Origin of the sequence: Rhodococcus sp. HM1 (assembly GCF_023218075.1) — a bacterium.
GTDB lineage: Bacteria > Actinomycetota > Actinomycetes > Mycobacteriales > Mycobacteriaceae > Rhodococcus.
On the sequence record NZ_JALPTB010000004.1, the window covers coordinates 70,502 to 88,209 of the forward strand.

Below are 17,708 nucleotides of genomic sequence, written 5' to 3' on the forward strand. Positions count from 1 at the left end.
GATCAGGCCGGGCGGGTGTGGCCGTCGCCCCACACCACCCACTTGGTGGAGGTCAGCTCCGGCAACCCCATCGGGCCGCGGGCGTGCAGCTTCTGGGTGGAGATGCCGATCTCGGCACCGAACCCGAACTGCTCGCCGTCGGTGAATGCGGTCGAAGCGTTGACCATAACCGCTGCGGCATCGACCCGCGCGGTGAACTCCCGGGCCGCAGCCAGATCCGAGGTGACGATCGCCTCGGTGTGGCCGGTGCCGTAGCGGTCGATGTGCTCGACCGCGGCATCCAGATCGTCGACGACGGTCATCGCCACGTCGAGTGTCAGGTACTCCTCGGACCAGTCCGCGTCCGTCGCCGGGACCATGCCGGGCAGGTCGCCGTGCACGACGACGCTGTGGGCCTGCATCACCTGCATCAGCTGCGGCACCGCGGTGTCGGCGATCGCCTTGTCCACCAGGATGGTCTCGACGGTGTTGCACACGCTCGGCCGGCGCGTCTTGGCGTTGACGACGATCTTCTCGGCCATCTCGAGGTCCGCGGCCGAGTGCACGTACACGTGGCAGTTGCCGACCCCGGTCTCGATGGTCGGCACCGTCGCGTCGCGCACGACCGCGGAGATCAGGCCCGCGCCACCGCGCGGGACGACGACGTCGACCAGGCCGCGGGCCTGGATCAGGTGGGTGACCGAGGAGCGGTCCTCGCTCGGCAGCAGCTGCACCGCGTCCGCGGGAAGCCCCTGCGCTTCGAGCGCGCCGCGCAGCGCCTCGACCAGTGCCGCGTTGGACCGCTTCGCCGACGACGAACCACGCAGCAGCGCGGCGTTGCCGGACTTGAGGGCGAGACCGAAGGCGTCGACGGTGACGTTGGGCCGGGCCTCGTACACCATGCCGACGACACCGAGGGGCACCCGCAGCTGCCGGATCTCGAGGCCGTTCGGCAGCGTCGAGCCGCGCACCACTTCACCGACCGGGTCCGGCAGACCGGCGACCTGACGCAGCCCGGACGCGATGCCCTCGATCCGGGCCTGGGTCAGCCGCAGGCGGTCCAGGATCGATTCCTCGGTCCCGGCTTCGCGTGCAGCGTCGACGTCCGCGGTGTTCGCGGCGAGAACCGCATCGGCCGCGGCGAGAACCGCGTCCGCCGCGGCGTGCAGCGCGGCGTCCTTTTCGACGGTGGTCAGCAGGGCGAGACGACGGGACGCGACCCGGGCACGACGCGCCGCGGCGTGCACGGCCTCGCGAATGTCCCCGGTGCCCTTTGCAGCAGCGTCCGATGCGGCGGTGTCGGGAGTCACGGCAGTCATGGTTGACAGAGTAGTCGCCGCGCCGGAACAGCCGCTCAGCGCAGCCCGGTGCCCCGGGCGAGAGCGGTCTGCACGAGGATCGAGACGAGCTCGCTGTAACCGATGCCCGCCGCCTCCCACATCCGCGGGTACATCGAGATCGACGTGAAGCCGGGCATCGTATTGATCTCGTTGATCACCGGTCCGTTGTCGGTCACGAAGAAGTCGACGCGCGACAGCCCCTGGCAATCGAGTGCCCGGAACGCGCGGATCGCGAGCGCCCGCAGTTCCTCGCTGACGTCGTCGTCGAGCTTTGCGGGCACGTCGAACTCGCACACGTCGTCGAGGTACTTGGTGTCGAAGTCGTAGAACGCCTCGTGGTTGCCGGAGCTGTCCGGCATGCGGATCTCGGCGACGACGCTGGCCCGCACGTCGCCGTCCGGGAATTCGAGCACGCCGCACTCGACCTCGCGCCCGACGATCGCGGATTCGACGATGACCTTCGGATCGTGCAGGCGCGCCTTCTCGAGTGCCGCGTCGAACGACTCCCAGTCGGCGACCCGGCTGATGCCGATGGACGAGCCGCCGCGGGCGGGCTTGACGAACACGGGCAGACCCAGCTGTTCCTTCTGCTCCTCGGTGAGCGAATCGACTCCCGGGCGCAGCACGATCTGGAATCCGACCGGCAGCCCCTCGGCGGCCAGCAGCTTCTTGGTGAATTCCTTGTCCATGCCCGCGGCACTGGCGAGCACACCCGGACCGACGTACGGGATGCCCGCGAGCTCGAGCAGCCCCTGGATCGTGCCGTCCTCCCCGTAGGCGCCGTGCAGCACCGGGAACACCACGTCGACCGACGCGAGGACCTTGCCGAACTCCCCTTCGTCGAGTGCGACGATGTCGCCGCTGCGGGTCGGGTCGGCGGTGAGCACGAGGGCCGACCCGTCCGCCGCGACCGTCGGCAGTTCGCGCCCGGCCTTCGCCAGCCGGGCGGGATCGGAGTCGCCGAGCACCCACGCGCCGTCGGTGGTGATCCCGATCGGCACGACCTCGTACAGTTCGGGATCGAGATTGGTCAGGATGCTGCCTGCGGAAACGCAGGAAACGGAATGTTCGTTGCTGCGGCCGCCGAACACGACGGCCACCCGGGTGCGGGGATTGCTCACGTACAAACCGTACCGGCACGGGTACCGGCTGCCATACCCGAGTAGGGCCGGTTCGTTCACGATGCCGTGCCGGTCACACCGCCCGGAGAGCCGCGTCGATGTCCGCGAGGAGATCCTCGGCATCCTCGATGCCGCACGAGAGCCGGACGAATCCGGCGGGCACGCGGTCGCCCCAGCGGGCGCGCCGGTCGGCCGTGGTGTGGATCCCGCCGAAACTCGTCGCCGCTCCGACCAGCTCGGAGGCCGCGACGAACCGGTGGAAGGCGTGCTCGTCGGCGAGCCGGAACGTCACCAGCGGACCGAACCTGCTCATCTGCGCGGCGGCGATCGGATGGGCGGGATCGTCCGGCAGCCCCGGATAGCGCACCCCCTCGACGGCGGGATGCGATCGCAGCATCCGCGCGACCGCGAGGGCGTTGGCGCACTGCCGCTCGAACCGCAGGCCCGCGGTCCCGAGGCTGCGGTGCGCCAGCCACGTCTCGAACGGTCCGAGGACGGTGCCGGAGAACAACCGCTCCCGGTCGATACGCGGCAGCAACGCGGAGTCGGCGACGGCGAGGTATCCGAACAACAGGTCGCTGTGGCCGCTGAGCGATTTGGTGCCGCTCGCGACGACGGCGTCCACGCCGAGCGCCAGCGGCTGCTGACCGAGCGGGGTGGCCGTGGTGTTGTCGACGAGCAGCAGTGCGTCGCACATGTGGCACACGGTCGCAATCGCGCGCAGGTCCACGGTGTCGAGACCGGGATTCGACGGTGTCTCGACCAGCACGACGGAATTGTCGGGAGCGGTCACCAGAACGTCGGTCAGGGTGCCGTCGCCGAACTCCGCGCAGGACAGTTCGACGACGGTCACCCCGTGCGGCGCCAGGAACTCCTGGGCGTACGCGCGCACCTGGTAGTAGCCGTCGGACGGAACGACGACGGTGCCGCCTGGTTGCGCCAGCGACCGCAACGCGACGGTGACAGCGGACATTCCGGACCCGACGACGCGCGCCGCGGCCGCGCCTTCCAGCTCCGCGAGCGCCGATTCGAGTGCCCGCCAACCGGGATTCGATGCGCGCGCGTAGCTGTCGAGCGCCGGATCCTCGTCGGGGCCGAGTTGATAGGGCGCCGCGAACACCGGTCCCGGCTGCATCGGCGCACCCGGTTCATGTTCTGCCGCAACAGCTTTCACGCAGCGTGTCGAATTCCCCGGCGTTCGCGGATCACGCGCCACGGCCGGCTCACTCCGGCTTGGTGCGACGGCCGAGCAACCGGCCGATCGCCTCGGGCACCGACAGTCCCTCGTAGCAAACCTGGTGCACCGCGTCGGTCAGCGGCATCTCGACGTCGTAGTTGGCCGCGAGCGCGCGCACCGACGTGCACGACTTGACGCCCTCGGCGACCTGACCGTGCGTGGCCTCCTGGGCACTCTCGAGCGAACCCCCCTGGCCGAGACGTTCACCGAACGACCGGTTCCGCGACAGCGGCGAGGTGCACGTGGCGACGAGATCCCCGACGCCCGCGAGACCGGCGAGCGTCGCCGGCTTGGCGCCGACTGCCGTGCCGAGTCGGGTGACCTCGGCGAGGCCGCGGGTGATGATCGTCGCAATCGTGTTGTCGCCCAGACCCACACCGACGGCCATCCCGCACGCCAGCGCAATGACGTTCTTGCAGGCCCCGCCGACCTCGCAGCCGATCACGTCGGAGTTCGTGTATGGGCGGAAATACCCTGTGGCACAGGACTTCTGGATCTGCATGGCGCGTCCCGAATCGGTGCAGGCGATCACGGTCGCGGCGGGCTGGCCCTCGGCGATCTCGCGGGCGAGATTCGGCCCGGACAGCACCGCGATGCGGCTCTCCTCGGCGCCGGTCACCTGAGCGATCACCTGACTCATCCGCAGCAGCGTGCCCTGCTCGATCCCCTTGGCGAGACTGACGAGCGTGACGTTCGGGCCGATGTCGTCCCGCCAGTGCTCCAGGTTCTCGCGCAACGACTGCGACGGCACCGCGAGGACCACGAAATCCGCACCCGCGAGGGCGAGCCGGTGATCCGATGTCGCGTGCAGCGATTCGGGCAGTGTGACACCCGGCAGGTATCCGGGGTTCTCGTGCCGCGTCTCGATCGACTCGGCGACCTCCGCACGGCGCGACCAGATCGTCACATCGGTTCCGGCCTCGGCCAGCACCTTCGCGAACGCCGTCCCCCACGAGCCCGCCCCCAACACCGTCGCCTTGCTCACGCAGTCCCCTTTGCTCGTATCACCACCACCGGCCGATCGCCGACCGCTCGTCGTCACAGTATTGCCCAGACGATCGTCGCGAGCTGCGCGAACACCCGCGCCCGGGAACGCACGACCGGACACCGGACCGCGCCGGTTTCCCCCGGCTGGCAGAATCGGCAGCCATGACCGCCCCGCACGTGCTGATCCCCGTCAAGGCCCTCGGCCTGGCGAAGACGCGGCTGGCGCGGGTCTACACCCCCGGCGAGCGCGCCGACCTGGCGCTGGCGATGTTCGAGGACACCCTGGACGCGGCGCTGCACCTCGAGGACGTCACGGTCACCGTCGTCACCGGCGATCCGGACGTCGCCCGGGCAGCGCGAGCGCGCGGCGCCCACGTCCTGGCGGATCCTCCCGACAGCGGAACGGAACCGCTCAATGCGGCACTGTCGTATGCCGCGGGGCAGGTCCGGACGTCGGCACCGGAGGCGACGCTCGTCGCGCTGCAGGCCGATCTCCCGGCCGTGCACCCGAGCGAACTCGCCGAGGCGCTCGCGCACGCGCGGCGGGTCGGCCGGGCGGTGGTCGTGGACCACACCGGGGCCGGCACCTCTGCGCTCGTCCACTGTTTCCCCGATCGGCCGTTCGAGCCGCGGTTCGGATCGGATTCCGCCGCCCGCCACATCGCATCCGGCGCCCGCGCGCTCGAGGGCGATTGGCCCGGACTGCGGCTCGATGTCGACACCGGAGCCGATCTCGAGGCGGCCGTGGCGCTGGGTGTCGGCCCCGCGACCACCGCGACGCTCGACCGGATCGGGCTTCCGCTCGGCTCCCTGCGTTAACCGGTTCCTGCCACAATGAATCCGTGAACAACGGTGACAGCACAGATCGACGGCCCGACCCCGAATCTCCCGAGCGCTCCGTGTCGAACAGCGTCGCGACCGCGACGACCTCGCGGATCGGTTCCGCCCCGGCAGCGCCGCCCGCTGCCGCTGCGCTGCCGGCGCTCGCCGACGGCCTTCCCGAAGGCCGGTATCTCAACCGCGAACTGAGCTGGCTCGATTTCAATGCGCGAGTTCTCGCCCTCGCCGAGGACACGTCGCTGCCGCTGCTCGAGCGCGCCAAGTTCCTCGCGATCTTCGCGTCGAATCTCGACGAGTTCTACATGGTGCGTGTCGCAGGCCTGAAGCGTCGCGCGGAAACCGGCCTCGCGGTACGGTCCGCGGACGGACTGTCTCCGCGCGCCCAGCTCGCGCTGATCGCCTCGTCCACGCGCGAACTCGCCGCCCGGCACTCCCGGGTGTTCCTCGACATGGTTCAGCCCGATCTCGCAAACGAAGGCATCTCGATCATCCGGTGGTCCGAGTTGTCGGACGACGAGAAGGTGCGTCTGACCGACTATTTCGCCGAGCAGGTGTTCCCGGTTCTGACCCCGCTCGCCGTCGATCCCGCGCACCCGTTCCCCTACATCAGCGGGCTGAGCCTCAATCTCGCCGTGACGGTGAAGGATCTGAAGTCCGCGGGTGAGCACTTCGCGCGCGTGAAGGTTCCGGACAATGTCGACCGGTTCGTCCGGGTCGACCGCCCCGGAATCTCCGACGGCATTCCCGCTTTCCTGCCGCTCGAGGAACTGATCGCCGCGCACCTGCACGTGTTGTTCCCCGGTATGGAGATCGTCGAGCACCACGCGTTCCGCGTCACCCGCAACGCCGATTTCGAGGTCGAGGAGGACCGCGACGAGGATCTGTTGCAGGCCCTCGAACGCGAACTGGCACGACGCCGTTTCGGTTCGCCGGTGCGGCTCGAGGTCTCCGACGACATGACCGAGCACATGCTCGACCTGCTGTTGCGCGAACTCGATGTCGACCCTGCCGACGTCGTGCAATTGCCGGGTCTGCTCGATCTGTCGAGCCTGTGGCAGGTCTACTCCGTCGACCGGCCGGACCTGAAGGATGCACCCTTCGTCCCGGCGACGCACCCGGCGTTCGGTGAGCGCGAGACGCCCAAGAGCGTGTTCTCCACGCTCCGGGAAGGCGATGTACTCGTGCACCATCCGTACGATTCGTTCTCCACCAGTGTGCAGCGTTTCATCGAGCAGGCGGCCGCGGACAGCCAGGTTCTCGCCATCAAGCAGACCCTCTACCGCACCTCCGGCGACTCCCCCATCGTCAATGCGCTCATCGCGGCCGCCGAGGCCGGCAAGCAGGTGGTGGCGCTCGTCGAGATCAAGGCGCGGTTCGACGAGCAGGCGAACATCAAGTGGGCACGCAAGCTCGAACAGGCCGGGGTGCACGTGGTGTACGGCCTCGTCGGTCTCAAGACGCACTGCAAGACGTGTCTGGTGGTGCGGCGCGAAGGTTCGGCGATCCGCCGCTACTGCCACATCGGAACGGGCAACTACAATCCGAAGACCGCACGCCTGTACGAGGACGTGGGTCTACTGACCTCCGATCCCGAGATCGGCTCGGACCTCACCGATCTGTTCAACACACTCACGGGATACTCCCGGAAGGCGAAGTACCGCAATCTGCTGGTCGCTCCGCACGGGGTGCGGGCAGGCATCATCGAACGCATCGACCGCGAGATCGAGCTCGCCGCCAGGGCGAGCGCAGCGACGGGAGATGCAGCCGGAAACGCCACGGGAATCCGCTTGAAGGCGAATGCTCTGGTCGACGAGCAGGTCATCGACGCGCTGTATCGGGCGTCCCGCGCCGGGGTTCCGGTCGAGATCGTGGTGCGCGGCATCTGCGCGCTCAAACCGGGCGTCCCGGGTCTGAGCGAGAACATCACCGTGCGGTCCATTCTGGGTCGTTTCCTCGAGCATTCGCGGGTGCTGCACTTCCGCGGAGCCGACGAATTCTGGATCGGCAGCGCGGACATGATGCACCGCAATCTCGATCGCCGCGTCGAAGTGATGGTGCAGGTGAAGGATTCGCGGCTGACCAAGCAGCTGGGTTCGATCTTCGATTCCGCCCTGGACCCTGCGACCCGATGCTGGACCCTGGAAAGCGACGGCACCTGGTCGGCATCGCCGGCCCCGGGCACTGCCGCTCGTGACCACCAGGTCGAGCTCATGCGCAGCCGGGCGTGAGTGTCGGAAGGACTTCTGTGACTTCCCCCCGGAAACCGGTGAATTCCGACAAGCCCGTGAAGGCGAACATCTTCGCCGCGGGTGCCGTGCTCTGGCGACCGAACCCGGCCGATCCGGTACGGGTCGAGGTCGCGCTCGTCCACCGTCCCCGCTACGACGACTGGAGCTTCCCGAAGGGCAAGCTCGATCCCGGTGAGACGGCGGTCGTCGCGGCGGTCCGCGAGATCGAGGAGGAGACCGGATTCCGGGCGCAGCTCGGCCGGCATCTCGGCAAGATCACGTATCCCGTTCCGGGACACCGCAAACTCAAACGGGTCGACTATTGGGCGGCGCGTGCGGTCGGCGGCGAGTTCGTCCCGAACCACGAGGTCGACGAGTTGCGCTGGGAGGACCCGGACACCGCGTTCGATCAGCTTTCGTACCCGATGGATCGCACGGTGCTGCGCCGATTCCGGGCCCTGCCGGCGGATACGAAGACCGTTCTGATCGTGCGGCACGCCAAGGCCGGGAGCCGCAAACAGCATCGCGGTGACGACCGGCTGCGGCCGCTCGATTCGACGGGCAAGGCCCAGGCCGAGGCTCTTGTCGCACAGCTGCGCGCATTCGGGGCGGACAGCATCACGGCCGCAGACCGTGTCCGCTGTATCCAGACAGTGGAGCCCCTCGCCGAACAGCTGGGCGTCGACATCGCGATCGAACCGTCGCTCAACGAGGAAGACTACGCAGCCGATCCGCAGCTGGGCCGCAAACGCACCCTGGAGATCGCCCGGCGCGGCGGTTCACCGGTGATCTGCAGTCAGGGCAAGGTGATTCCGGACCTCGTCCGGTGGTGGGCGGAACGGGACGGTGTCACCGTGCCCGCGACCCGTAACCGCAAGGGCAGCACGTGGGTGCTGTCGCTGCACGAGGACCGGGTCGTCGCGGTCGACCACATCGAGAGCGCTCTGCCCGCCCTGCCCCGATAGAAGTCTCGGGAATGCATTTCGGCGGTCACCGGAACGGATCCGGTGACCGCCGAAACGGTTGTGCTCAGCGATGCGGCCCTATCGGGCCGCCCGCAGATCGGTTCTCGGCTGTGCCGATTACTTCTTGGCTGCGCCCCGGCGGGCCGGAGCCTTCTTCGCAGCGGTGGTCTTCTTGGCCGCCGTGGTCTTCTTGGCCGCGGTGGTCTTCTTGGCCGCCGTGGTCTTGGCCGGAGCCTTCTTGGCCGCGGTGGTCTTCTTGGCCGCCGTGGTCTTGGCCGGAGCCTTCTTCGCCGCGGTGGTCTTCTTCGCTGCCGCGGTGGTCTTCTTGGCCGCCGTGGTCTTGGCCGGAGCCTTCTTCGCCGCGGTGGTCTTCTTCGCCGCTGCCGCCGTGGTCTTCTTGGCGGCGGTGGTCTTCTTGGCCGCTGCCGCCGTGGTCTTCTTGGCGGCGGTGGTCTTCTTCGCGGCGGTCTTCTTCGCGGCAGCCTTCTTCACCGGAGCAGCCACACCGCGCTTGACGGCGGGACCGGACGCGGGAAGCTTCTGGGTACCGGCGATGACTGCCTTGAACTGCGCGCCCGGCCGGAACGCCGGCACGGACGTCGGCTTGACCTTGACGGTCTCACCGGTGCGCGGGTTACGAGCGACACGAGCGGCGCGGCGACGCTGCTCGAAGACACCGAAACCGGTGATGGTGACGCTGTTCCCGGCATGCACGGCGCGCACGATCGCATCGACGATGTGCTCGACGGCTGCCGTTGCCGTACGCCTGTCCGAACCGAGCTTCTCGGTCAGAACGTCGATCAGCTCTGCCTTGTTCATTGATTTCCTCCGCACATTACGGTCCACCGTCAGACCGACTTGTAGTCCACGGTAGACCCGCAAACGGGCAAGAGTCTATGTGCCACGCCAATTCTCATGCAACTAGAACGGCGGGCCCGGCCGAAGATCACATCGGCCGGGCCCGCCGGGGCAGTGCTGCAAGGACCCTCGATCAGGGGGTCGGGAGGGTCGTCGGTTTCCAAGACGGCCTTGCGTTTTCGTACTCGGAAATCGCGTCTACCTGCCGCAATGTCAGTCCGATGTCGTCGAGACCCTCGAGCAGACGCCACCGCGTGTAGTCGTCAATAGCGAACTGCACCACAGTGGTTCCGGCCGTCACGGTCCGCTTCTCGAGATCGACTTCGAGCTCGAGGCCGGGCTGCTGTTCGATGAGCTTCCACAGCAGTTCGACGTCGGCCTGCTCGACCTGAGCGGCGAGCAGGCCCGCCTTTCCGGCGTTGCCGCGGAAGATGTCGGCGAAGCGCGACGAGATCACGACGCGGAATCCGTAATCGGACAAAGCCCACACGGCGTGCTCGCGCGACGACCCGGTGCCGAAGTCGGGGCCCGCCACGAGAACCGAGCCGCGGTCGAACGGCGGGGTGTTGAGCACGAACGACGGATCGGTGCGCCAGCCGGCGAACAGGCCGTCCTCGAATCCGCTACGGGTGACGCGCTTCAGGTACACCGCCGGGATGATCTGGTCGGTGTCGACGTTCGAGCGGCGCAGCGGAACACCGATGCCCTTGTGAGTAGTAAAGGCTTCCATCGAGAATTCTCCTTCGGTCCCTTGACCTAGTCCAGATCCGCCGGGGCGGAGAGCTTGCCGCGCACCGCGGTCGCCGCCGCGACCGCCGGCGACACGAGGTGGGTGCGGCCGCCCTTGCCCTGGCGTCCTTCGAAGTTGCGGTTCGACGTCGACGCCGAACGTTCGCCCGGCGCGAGCTGATCCGGGTTCATACCCAGGCACATCGAGCACCCGGCCTGACGCCATTCGGCGCCCGCCGCAGTGAAGATCTCGCCGAGGCCCTCGGCCTCGGCCTGGGCGCGCACCCGCATCGAACCGGGCACGACGAGCATCCGCACCCGGTCGGCGACCTTGCGTCCCTTGAGAACATCGGCGACGGCGCGCAGGTCCTCGATGCGGCCGTTGGTGCACGAACCGACGAAGACGGTGTCGACGGCGATCTCACGCAGCGGCATGCCGGGTTCGAGATCCATGTAGCGCAGCGCCTTCTCGGCGGCCAGGCGCTCGGTCTCGTCGGCGATCTCCTCGGGCACCGGCACGTTCGCACCGAGCGGGGCACCCTGGCCCGGGTTGGTCCCCCACGTGACGAACGGGGTCAGCGACGCACCGTCGATGTGGACCTCGGCGTCGAAAACGGCGTCCTCGTCGGTACGCAACGCATCCCACGCGGCGACCGCCGCGTCCCAGTCCGTGCCCTGCGGGGCGTGCGGACGGCCCTTCAGGTACTCGTAGGTGACCTCGTCGGGCGCGATCATTCCGGCGCGGGCGCCCGCCTCGATCGACATGTTGCAGATCGTCATCCGCGCTTCCATGGACAGCTTGCGGATCGCCTCGCCGCGGTATTCGAGGACATAGCCCTGACCGCCGCCGGTGCCGATCTTCGCGATGACGGCGAGGATCAGGTCCTTGCCCGTGACGCCCTCGGGCAGTTCGCCGTCGACGGTGATCGCCATCGTCTTGAACGGGCGCAGCGACAGCGTCTGCGTCGCCATCACGTGCTCGACCTCGCTCGTGCCGATACCCATTGCCAGGGCACCGAATGCGCCGTGGGTGGAGGTGTGGCTGTCGCCGCACACCACCGTCATGCCCGGCTGGGTCAGACCGAGCTGCGGGCCGACGACGTGCACGATGCCCTGATCGATGTCGCCCATCGGGTACAGCCGGACGCCGAATTCCTCACAGTTGCGGCGCAGCGTCTCGACCTGGGTGCGCGAGACCGGATCGGCGATGGGCTTGTCGATGTCGACGGTCGGGACGTTGTGGTCCTCGGTCGCGATCGTGAGATCGGGACGCCGCAGCCGGCGTCCGGCGAGCCGCAGGCCGTCGAACGCCTGAGGACTCGTGACCTCGTGCACGAGATGCAGGTCGATGTAGATCAGATCCGGCTGCCGCGCCGAGCCCTCTCCCTCACCGCGCACGACAACGTGCTGATCCCACACCTTCTCCGCCAGAGTTTTTCCAGCCATCTTCTCCACCTGTCGTACGTGACGAACGCGGTTGCCGGTTCTCGGGGCTGTGACCGGGCCGCGTATGGTGCCGTCCCCGCCCGTCGGTACATGGGTTATGCTTCCCAGTATGCGAGACGGAGGTATCGACCTATGAGACAGCATAGCGGCATCGGAGTGTTGGACAAAGCGATGTCCGTGCTGCACGCGGTGGCCGAGCAGCCGTGCAACCTCAACGAACTGTGCTCCCGCACGGGCCTGCCGCGCGCGACCGCGCACCGGCTGGCCGTGGGCCTCGAGATCCACCGGTTGCTCACCCGGGACAGCGACGGCCAGTGGCGTCCCGGACCGGGCCTGGCCGAACTGTCCGCCGGGGCCGGCGATCCGCTCGTGGAGGCCGCCTCCCTCATCCTGCCCCGGCTCCGCGAGATCACCGGGGAGAGCGTGCAGCTGTACCGGAGGGAGGGCACCCAGCGCGTGTGCGTCGCCGCCCTCGAGCCCCCGACGGGCCTGCGCGACACCGTCCTCGTCGGCGCTCGGCTGCCGATGACCGCCGGGTCGGGCGCGAAAGTTCTGCTCGCATGGGCGGATGCCGCCACCCAGAGGGCGATCCTGCCGGACGCGGCGTTCGGTGAACGCGTCCTCGCGGAGGTACGTCGCCGCGGGTGGGCGCAGAGCGCCGCCGAACGCGAACCGGGCGTCGCCTCGGTGGCTGCACCCGTGCGCGACACGTCCGGGACGGTCGTCGCGGCGGTCTCCGTGTCCGGCCCCATCGACCGCATGGGCCGCAAGCCCGGCGCCCGCTGGGCGTCCGATCTCCTCGCCGCCGCGGAAGCACTCCACAAGCGGCTCTGAAGGATTCCCCCGCCGCACCGGTGGTGACAGCCGGGCATGACGCATGACACAGTGCTGTCCCATGGGCATAAAACAACGCGCACAGATCACCATGACGGACGACGAAGTCCAGGACTTCCTCGACCGCAGCCGTGTCGCCAACATGGCGACGCTCGGGCCGTCGGGCACACCGCATCTCATCGCGATGTGGTACGCGCTGATCGACGGTGAGATCTGGTTCGAAACCAAGGCCAAGTCCCAGAAGACGGTGAACCTGCGGCGCGACAACCGCATCACCGTGCTCGTCGAGGCGGGCGACACCTACGACCAGTTGCGGGGCGTGTCGATCGAAGGCCGCGCCGAGATCACCGACGACCACGACACCCTCTTCGCGGTGTGCCGCAACGTCTGGGAGCGCTACACCGGTCCGTACACCGACGAGATGCTGCCCGCCGTCGAGCGGATGATGCACAAGCGCGTCGCGGTGCGTGTGGTGCCGGACCGTGTCCGCTCGTGGGATCACCGCAAGCTCGGCATGCCGGCGATGCCCATCGGTGGCACGACGGCCCGGTACCTGTAGGCACTCGAAAATCGGGCGACAGGGCTCCCGCGCCGCGATAGATTCGTTCGCGTCCAGACCGGCCGACCGGAGGGAGATGTCATGAGCGACACGTCCAAGGACCGGATCAAGGAGCAATTCCGGGCGGCGCTCGAGCGCAAGAACAGCCGCGCGGGCCGGGGCACCGCCCATCTCGACGCGGATTCGAAGGCGCACGGTCCGCATGCGACCGCCGATCATCACCGCGAGTTCCGGCGCAAGAGCGGATAGCCGGTACCGACAACGAGGAAGGCCCTCCGAGCAATGCTCGGAGGGCCTTCGCTGTACCCCCGATGGGATTCGAACCCACGCTACCGCCGTGAGAGGGCGGCGTCCTAGGCCGCTAGACGACGGGGGCCTGGACCATCTTCATTTCTTCAGAGAAGAACACCCATCGATCCGGGGATCGATGGGCAGTTCATGGTACCCCCGATGGGATTCGAACCCACGCTACCGCCGTGAGAGGGCGGCGTCCTAGGCCGCTAGACGACGGGGGCCTGAGAACTTCTTCTCTGGTTGCTTCCCGGAGGAAGCTCAGCCAGCTTAGCTGGCCGAGACGCTGTGGGCAAACCACCGCATCTCAGCTGGGGTACCAGGACTCGAACCTAGAATGGCTGAACCAGAATCAGCTGTGTTGCCAATTACACCATACCCCATTGGTTTGTTCCTTCGGCCTGCCCTGCGGGCGTCTGTGGCCTCCGTTCCGAACCGAGAGAAAGATTAGCACCAACCCCACCACGAACTACAAATCGCCTGGTCAAGAGCATGAATTGCCCCTCGGAGCCGTGCGGAACGATCCCCCGCAGACGACTCGGCCCGCCACCTTCCGGGTGGAGGGTGGCGGGCCGAGCCGGGACCGGCGAGATGGTCAGGCGATGCCCGCGCGGGCGGAGCGCAGGCGCGCCAGGGTCACGTCCCGGCCGAGCAGTTCCATCGACTCGTACAGCGGCGGGCTGATGTGCGATCCGGAGACGGCGACACGCACCGGAGCGAACGCCTTACGCGGCTTGAGGCCCAGCTCCTCGATGAGAGCGGCCTTGAGCGCTTCCTCGAGGTTGGCGGTCGTCCACTCCCCCACACCGTCGAGCGCGGCGATGGTCGCGTCGAGTACGGGCGCGGCGTCCGCACCGAGATTCTTGGCGGCGGACGCCTCGTCCACCGTGAACCCCGACTCCGGGACGAACAGGAACTTCAGCAGGTTCCAGGCGTCGGACAACACGACGATGCGGGTCTGGACGAGTTCGGCGGCCGCGGAGAACCGCGCGTCGTCGACGTCGGCCGTGATGTGGCCGTGCTCGATCAGGAATGCCTTCAACCGCGCCGCGAAGTCCGCGGGCTCGAGCAGGCGGATGTGCTCGGCGTTGATCGCGTCGGCCTTCTTCTGGTCGAAGCGAGCGGGGTTCGAGTTGACCTTCGAGATGTCGAACGCGGCGACCATCTCGTCGAGCGAGAACACGTCGCGGTCCTCGGCCAGGCCCCAGCCGAGCAGGGCGAGGTAGTTCAGCAGACCCTCGGGGATGAACCCGCGGTCGCGGTGCAGGAACAGGTTCGACTCGGGGTCACGCTTGGACAGCTTCTTGTTGCCCTGTCCCATCACGAACGGCAGATGCCCGAACTCCGGCGTGAAATCGGCCACACCGATCCGCTGCAGCGCCTCGTACAGAGCGAGCTGCCGCGGCGTCGACGAGAGCAGGTCCTCGCCGCGCAGCACGTGGGTGATGCGCATCAGCGCGTCGTCGACGGGGTTGACGAGCGTGTACAGCGGGATGCCGTTGCCGCGGGTCAGCGCGAAGTCCGGGACCACACCCGCCTTGAACGTGGTTTCACCGCGCACGAGGTCGTTCCACGTGAGGTCGTGGTCCGGCATGCGCAACCGCACCACCGGCTTGCGTCCCTCGTCGAGGTAGGCCTGCCGCTGCTCGGGCGTCAGGTCGCGATCGAAGTTGTCGTAGCCGAGCTTGGGGTCGCGGCCGGCAGCCTTGTGCCGCTCCTCGACCTCCTCGGGAGTCGAGAACGACTCGTAGGCCTCACCGGCCTCGACGAGCTTGGCGACGATGTCGAGGTGCAGATCCCGTCGCTGGGACTGCCGGTACGGCTCGTACGGCCCGCCGACCTCCGGTCCCTCGTCCCACTGGAGGCCGAGCCAGCGCAGGGCGTCGAGGATCGCCTGGTACGACTCCTCGGTGTCGCGGGCTGCGTCGGTGTCTTCGATGCGGAACACGAAGGTGCCGCCGTGGTGGCGCGCGAACGCCCAGTTGAACAGGGCGGTGCGCACCAGGCCCACGTGCGGGGTTCCGGTCGGGGACGGGCAGAATCGAACGCGTACTTCGCTGCTGGTCATGGCTCACTCTGGTAGAGGGATGAGAAGTCCCTACCAGGCTAGTCCTCCCCGCCGCGGCGGCAGAAGCGAAGTGCGGTGGTCACTCGCCCTTCGCGACGACCGGATTGGTGAGGGTACCGATCTTCTCGATCGTCACCGACACGGTGTTGCCCGGCTCGATGGGGCCGACACCCTCGGGGGTTCCGGTGAGGATGACGTCACCCGGGAGCAGCGTCATCACGGCGGAAACCCACTCGATGAGCTTCGGAATGTCGTGGATCAGCAACGAGGTTCGGCTGCGCTGACGCTCCCGCCCGTCGACCTCGGCGGAGATCTCGAGGTCGGAGGCGTCGAGGTTCGTCTCGATCCACGGACCGAGCGGGCAGAACGTGTCGTGCCCCTTGGCGCGTGCCCACTGGCCGTCCTGCTTCTGGTGGTCGCGGGCGGACACGTCGTTGGCGATGGTGTATCCGAGCACGACGTCGAGCGCCTTCGCGGCGGGCACGTCCTTGCACGGCCGGCCGATGACGACGGCGAGTTCCGCCTCGTGGTGCACGAGCGAGGTGTTGCGTGGGATGACGATCGGGGCGCCGGGGCCGATGATCGAGGTGTTCGGCTTGAGGAAGATCACCGGCTCCTCGGGCACCTCGTTGCCGAATTCCGCGGCGTGCGCGGCATAGTTGCGTCCGACGGCGACGACCTTGCTCGCGAGGATCGGCGCGAGCAGGCGGACGTCGGCGAGCGGCCAGCTACGGCCGGTGAACGTGGGCGTCCCGAAAGGGTGCTCGGCAATCTCTTTCGCGATCGCGGAATCGGATTCGCCTTCGATGCTGACGAAGGCGACACCGTCGGGGCTGGCAATTCGACCAAGGCGCATGACGCGCAGTCTATCGGTGCGCCCACGCTCACCCGGCGCCCCCGTCGATCCGGGTGTACCGTTTGTTCATTGTTTCATACTTCGAGATATGTTCCCAGATAGTGAGACACGATGGAAGTTGTCGCCGACATCGGCCGGAAACGGTGGCTGATCCTGGCCCTGGGAGTGCTGGCACAGACCGTGCAGGCCACCGTCGTCAACGGCACGGCCTTCCTCATCCCCACCCTCCACACCGAGCACGGCCTGGACCTCGCGCAGGCCGGAACCCTGGCCGGCGCACCGATTCTCGGAGGGGTACTCACACTCGTCGCATGGGGGGCGATCGCCGATCGCTTCGGTGAGCGGAACGCCCTCGCCGCGGGTCTCGGCATCGCCTCCGCGGCGACGGCTGCCGCCGCGACGACCACAGCCCCTGGCGCACTGGCGGTTCTGCTCGCGGCCGCGGGAGCGGGCGCGGCCAGCGCCAACGCCGCCAGCGGGCGCGTCGTCGTCGGCTGGTTCCCGCAGGCACAGCGGGGTCTGGCGATGGGCATCCGGCAGATGTCCGTTCCGCTCGGAATCGCGTTGGCCGCCATGATGATGCCCCCACTCGCCCGCGATCACGGAATCGGTTGGGCGCTGGCATTTCCCGCGATCATGTGCGGCGTGGGAGCGATCGCGTGCGCGGTCGGAATCATCGACCCGCCGCGGCCGGATCGGGACACCGCAGCCGACAACGGCTTGCTGGACAATCCATATCGCGGCTCGCGGACACTGGCGCGCATCCACGGCACGTCGATCCTGCTGGTGGTCCCCCAGCAGATGGTGTGGACCTTTGCACTCGTGTGGCTGGTCACCGACCTGGACTGGACCGAGACGAGCGCCGGACTGGTTATCACCGCGTCCCAATTCCTCGGCGCGATCGGTCGTGTGATCGTGGGCGTGTGGTCGGACCGGACCGGCAGCCGGATGGGACCGCTGCGGATCGTTTCGATCTCCGTCGTCGTATCGATGGCGGCGCTGGCCGCCACCGCCTGGTTCGCCTCCCCCACCGCGGTCGTGATGCTGCTGGTGGCGTCGGTGACGACCGTTGCACCGAACGGACTGGCGTTCACCGCGGTCGCCGAGCTGGGCGGGCCGTTCTGGGGTGGTCGTGCACTGGGCATCCAGAACACCGGGCAGTTCGTCACCGGCGCGGCTGTCGGTCCCGCCTTCGGAGCGTTGATCGGCGCCGTGGGATTCCCGATCGCCTTCGCGATCGCAGCGATCGCACCGCTCGCGGCCGTGCCCCTCGTCCCGCGGGACGAATAGCCGCCGTTCCCACGGAACGAACAAGGGTCCCTCCGCCGGCCGCCCGCCGGAGGGACCCTTTCTCCGAGCACTGCCGGAAA

16 protein-coding genes and 3 tRNA genes are annotated in these 17,708 nt (G+C 68.3%); 7 read left to right on the forward strand and 12 right to left on the reverse strand.

What is annotated here, in order from left to right; translation table 11 throughout:
* Window positions 1-2: 2 nt before the first annotated feature.
* The 4 genes from M1M07_RS03630 to M1M07_RS03645 all read right to left on the reverse strand — a co-directional run bounded on the left by M1M07_RS03630 (window position 3) and on the right by M1M07_RS03645 (window position 4,662).
* A complete protein-coding gene (locus M1M07_RS03630) occupies window positions 3-1,298 on the reverse strand; it encodes a glutamate-5-semialdehyde dehydrogenase (RefSeq protein WP_248673325.1) in 1,296 nt (431 codons plus the stop codon).
* 35 nt (window positions 1,299-1,333) lie between these two features.
* Window positions 1,334-2,440 carry a D-alanine--D-alanine ligase family protein gene (locus tag M1M07_RS03635; RefSeq protein ID WP_248673326.1) on the reverse strand — a complete coding sequence of 369 codons (1,107 nt, stop codon included), beginning with the start codon at window positions 2,438-2,440 and terminating at the stop codon, window positions 1,334-1,336.
* Window positions 2,441-2,513: 73 nt separating this feature from the next.
* The gene (locus M1M07_RS03640) at window positions 2,514-3,656 is read right to left on the reverse strand and encodes a cystathionine gamma-lyase (protein ID WP_197252212.1); all 1,143 of its coding nucleotides are present in this window, start codon (window positions 3,654-3,656) and stop codon (window positions 2,514-2,516) included.
* Between the two features lie 7 nt (window positions 3,657-3,663).
* Window positions 3,664-4,662, reverse strand: coding sequence for an NAD(P)H-dependent glycerol-3-phosphate dehydrogenase (locus M1M07_RS03645; RefSeq protein WP_197252213.1), 999 nt, complete (start codon window positions 4,660-4,662; stop codon window positions 3,664-3,666).
* Between the two features lie 164 nt (window positions 4,663-4,826).
* On the opposite strand from M1M07_RS03645, the gene cofC reads away from it, so the two are divergent.
* Genes cofC through M1M07_RS03660 form a run of 3 tightly spaced genes read left to right on the forward strand, consistent with a single transcriptional unit; the run spans window position 4,827 to window position 8,697 of the window.
* Entirely contained in the window at window positions 4,827-5,483 is a 657-nt protein-coding gene (cofC, locus tag M1M07_RS03650; RefSeq protein WP_197252214.1) for a 2-phospho-L-lactate guanylyltransferase, read from the forward strand.
* Between the two features lie 23 nt (window positions 5,484-5,506).
* Window positions 5,507-7,732, forward strand: coding sequence for an RNA degradosome polyphosphate kinase (locus M1M07_RS03655; protein WP_248673328.1), 2,226 nt, complete (start codon window positions 5,507-5,509; stop codon window positions 7,730-7,732).
* A 17-nt stretch (window positions 7,733-7,749) separates the two neighbouring features.
* Entirely contained in the window at window positions 7,750-8,697 is a 948-nt protein-coding gene (locus M1M07_RS03660; RefSeq protein ID WP_248673329.1) for a bifunctional NUDIX hydrolase/histidine phosphatase family protein, read from the forward strand.
* 117 nt (window positions 8,698-8,814) lie between these two features.
* On the opposite strand, the gene M1M07_RS03665 is transcribed toward M1M07_RS03660, so the two are convergent.
* The 3 genes from M1M07_RS03665 to leuC all read right to left on the reverse strand — a co-directional run bounded on the left by M1M07_RS03665 (window position 8,815) and on the right by leuC (window position 11,730).
* Window positions 8,815-9,516, reverse strand: a complete 702-nt coding sequence (locus M1M07_RS03665) for an HU family DNA-binding protein (protein ID WP_248673330.1) — start codon at window positions 9,514-9,516, stop codon at window positions 8,815-8,817.
* A 172-nt stretch (window positions 9,517-9,688) separates the two neighbouring features.
* Complete coding sequence (gene leuD / locus M1M07_RS03670) at window positions 9,689-10,285, reverse strand: 3-isopropylmalate dehydratase small subunit (RefSeq protein ID WP_248673331.1); 597 nt, start codon at window positions 10,283-10,285, stop codon at window positions 9,689-9,691.
* Window positions 10,286-10,311: 26 nt separating this feature from the next.
* A complete protein-coding gene (gene leuC, locus M1M07_RS03675) occupies window positions 10,312-11,730 on the reverse strand; it encodes a 3-isopropylmalate dehydratase large subunit (protein ID WP_197257337.1) in 1,419 nt (472 codons plus the stop codon).
* Between the two features lie 132 nt (window positions 11,731-11,862).
* Between leuC and M1M07_RS03680 the strand changes: the two genes are divergently transcribed.
* The 3 genes from M1M07_RS03680 (at window position 11,863) to M1M07_RS03690 (ending at window position 13,372) form a co-directional block, all read left to right on the forward strand.
* Window positions 11,863-12,564: an IclR family transcriptional regulator gene (locus M1M07_RS03680; protein WP_197257338.1), complete on the forward strand. Its 702-nt coding sequence runs from the start codon at window positions 11,863-11,865 to the stop codon at window positions 12,562-12,564.
* Between the two features lie 61 nt (window positions 12,565-12,625).
* On the forward strand, window positions 12,626-13,123 hold the full coding sequence (locus M1M07_RS03685) for a pyridoxamine 5'-phosphate oxidase family protein (RefSeq protein ID WP_197257339.1): 498 nt from the start codon (window positions 12,626-12,628) through the stop codon (window positions 13,121-13,123).
* 81 nt (window positions 13,124-13,204) lie between these two features.
* A complete protein-coding gene (locus M1M07_RS03690) occupies window positions 13,205-13,372 on the forward strand; it encodes a DUF5302 domain-containing protein (protein ID WP_197257340.1) in 168 nt (55 codons plus the stop codon).
* Window positions 13,373-13,426: 54 nt separating this feature from the next.
* Here the strand turns inward: M1M07_RS03690 and M1M07_RS03695 are convergent.
* From M1M07_RS03695 to M1M07_RS03715, 5 genes are all read right to left on the reverse strand, one after another.
* Window positions 13,427-13,499 (reverse strand) — tRNA-Glu (locus M1M07_RS03695).
* Between the two features lie 63 nt (window positions 13,500-13,562).
* Window positions 13,563-13,638 (reverse strand) — tRNA-Glu (locus tag M1M07_RS03700).
* An 87-nt stretch (window positions 13,639-13,725) separates the two neighbouring features.
* Window positions 13,726-13,797 (reverse strand) — tRNA-Gln (locus M1M07_RS03705).
* A 212-nt stretch (window positions 13,798-14,009) separates the two neighbouring features.
* Window positions 14,010-15,482, reverse strand: a complete 1,473-nt coding sequence (gltX, locus tag M1M07_RS03710) for a glutamate--tRNA ligase (protein WP_197257341.1) — start codon at window positions 15,480-15,482, stop codon at window positions 14,010-14,012.
* Window positions 15,483-15,561: 79 nt separating this feature from the next.
* Window positions 15,562-16,338: a fumarylacetoacetate hydrolase family protein gene (locus M1M07_RS03715; protein ID WP_197257342.1), complete on the reverse strand. Its 777-nt coding sequence runs from the start codon at window positions 16,336-16,338 to the stop codon at window positions 15,562-15,564.
* Between the two features lie 111 nt (window positions 16,339-16,449).
* Between M1M07_RS03715 and M1M07_RS03720 the strand changes: the two genes are divergently transcribed.
* Window positions 16,450-17,628 carry an MFS transporter gene (locus tag M1M07_RS03720; RefSeq protein ID WP_197257343.1) on the forward strand — a complete coding sequence of 393 codons (1,179 nt, stop codon included), beginning with the start codon at window positions 16,450-16,452 and terminating at the stop codon, window positions 17,626-17,628.
* The last annotated feature ends 80 nt before the right edge of the window (window positions 17,629-17,708 follow it).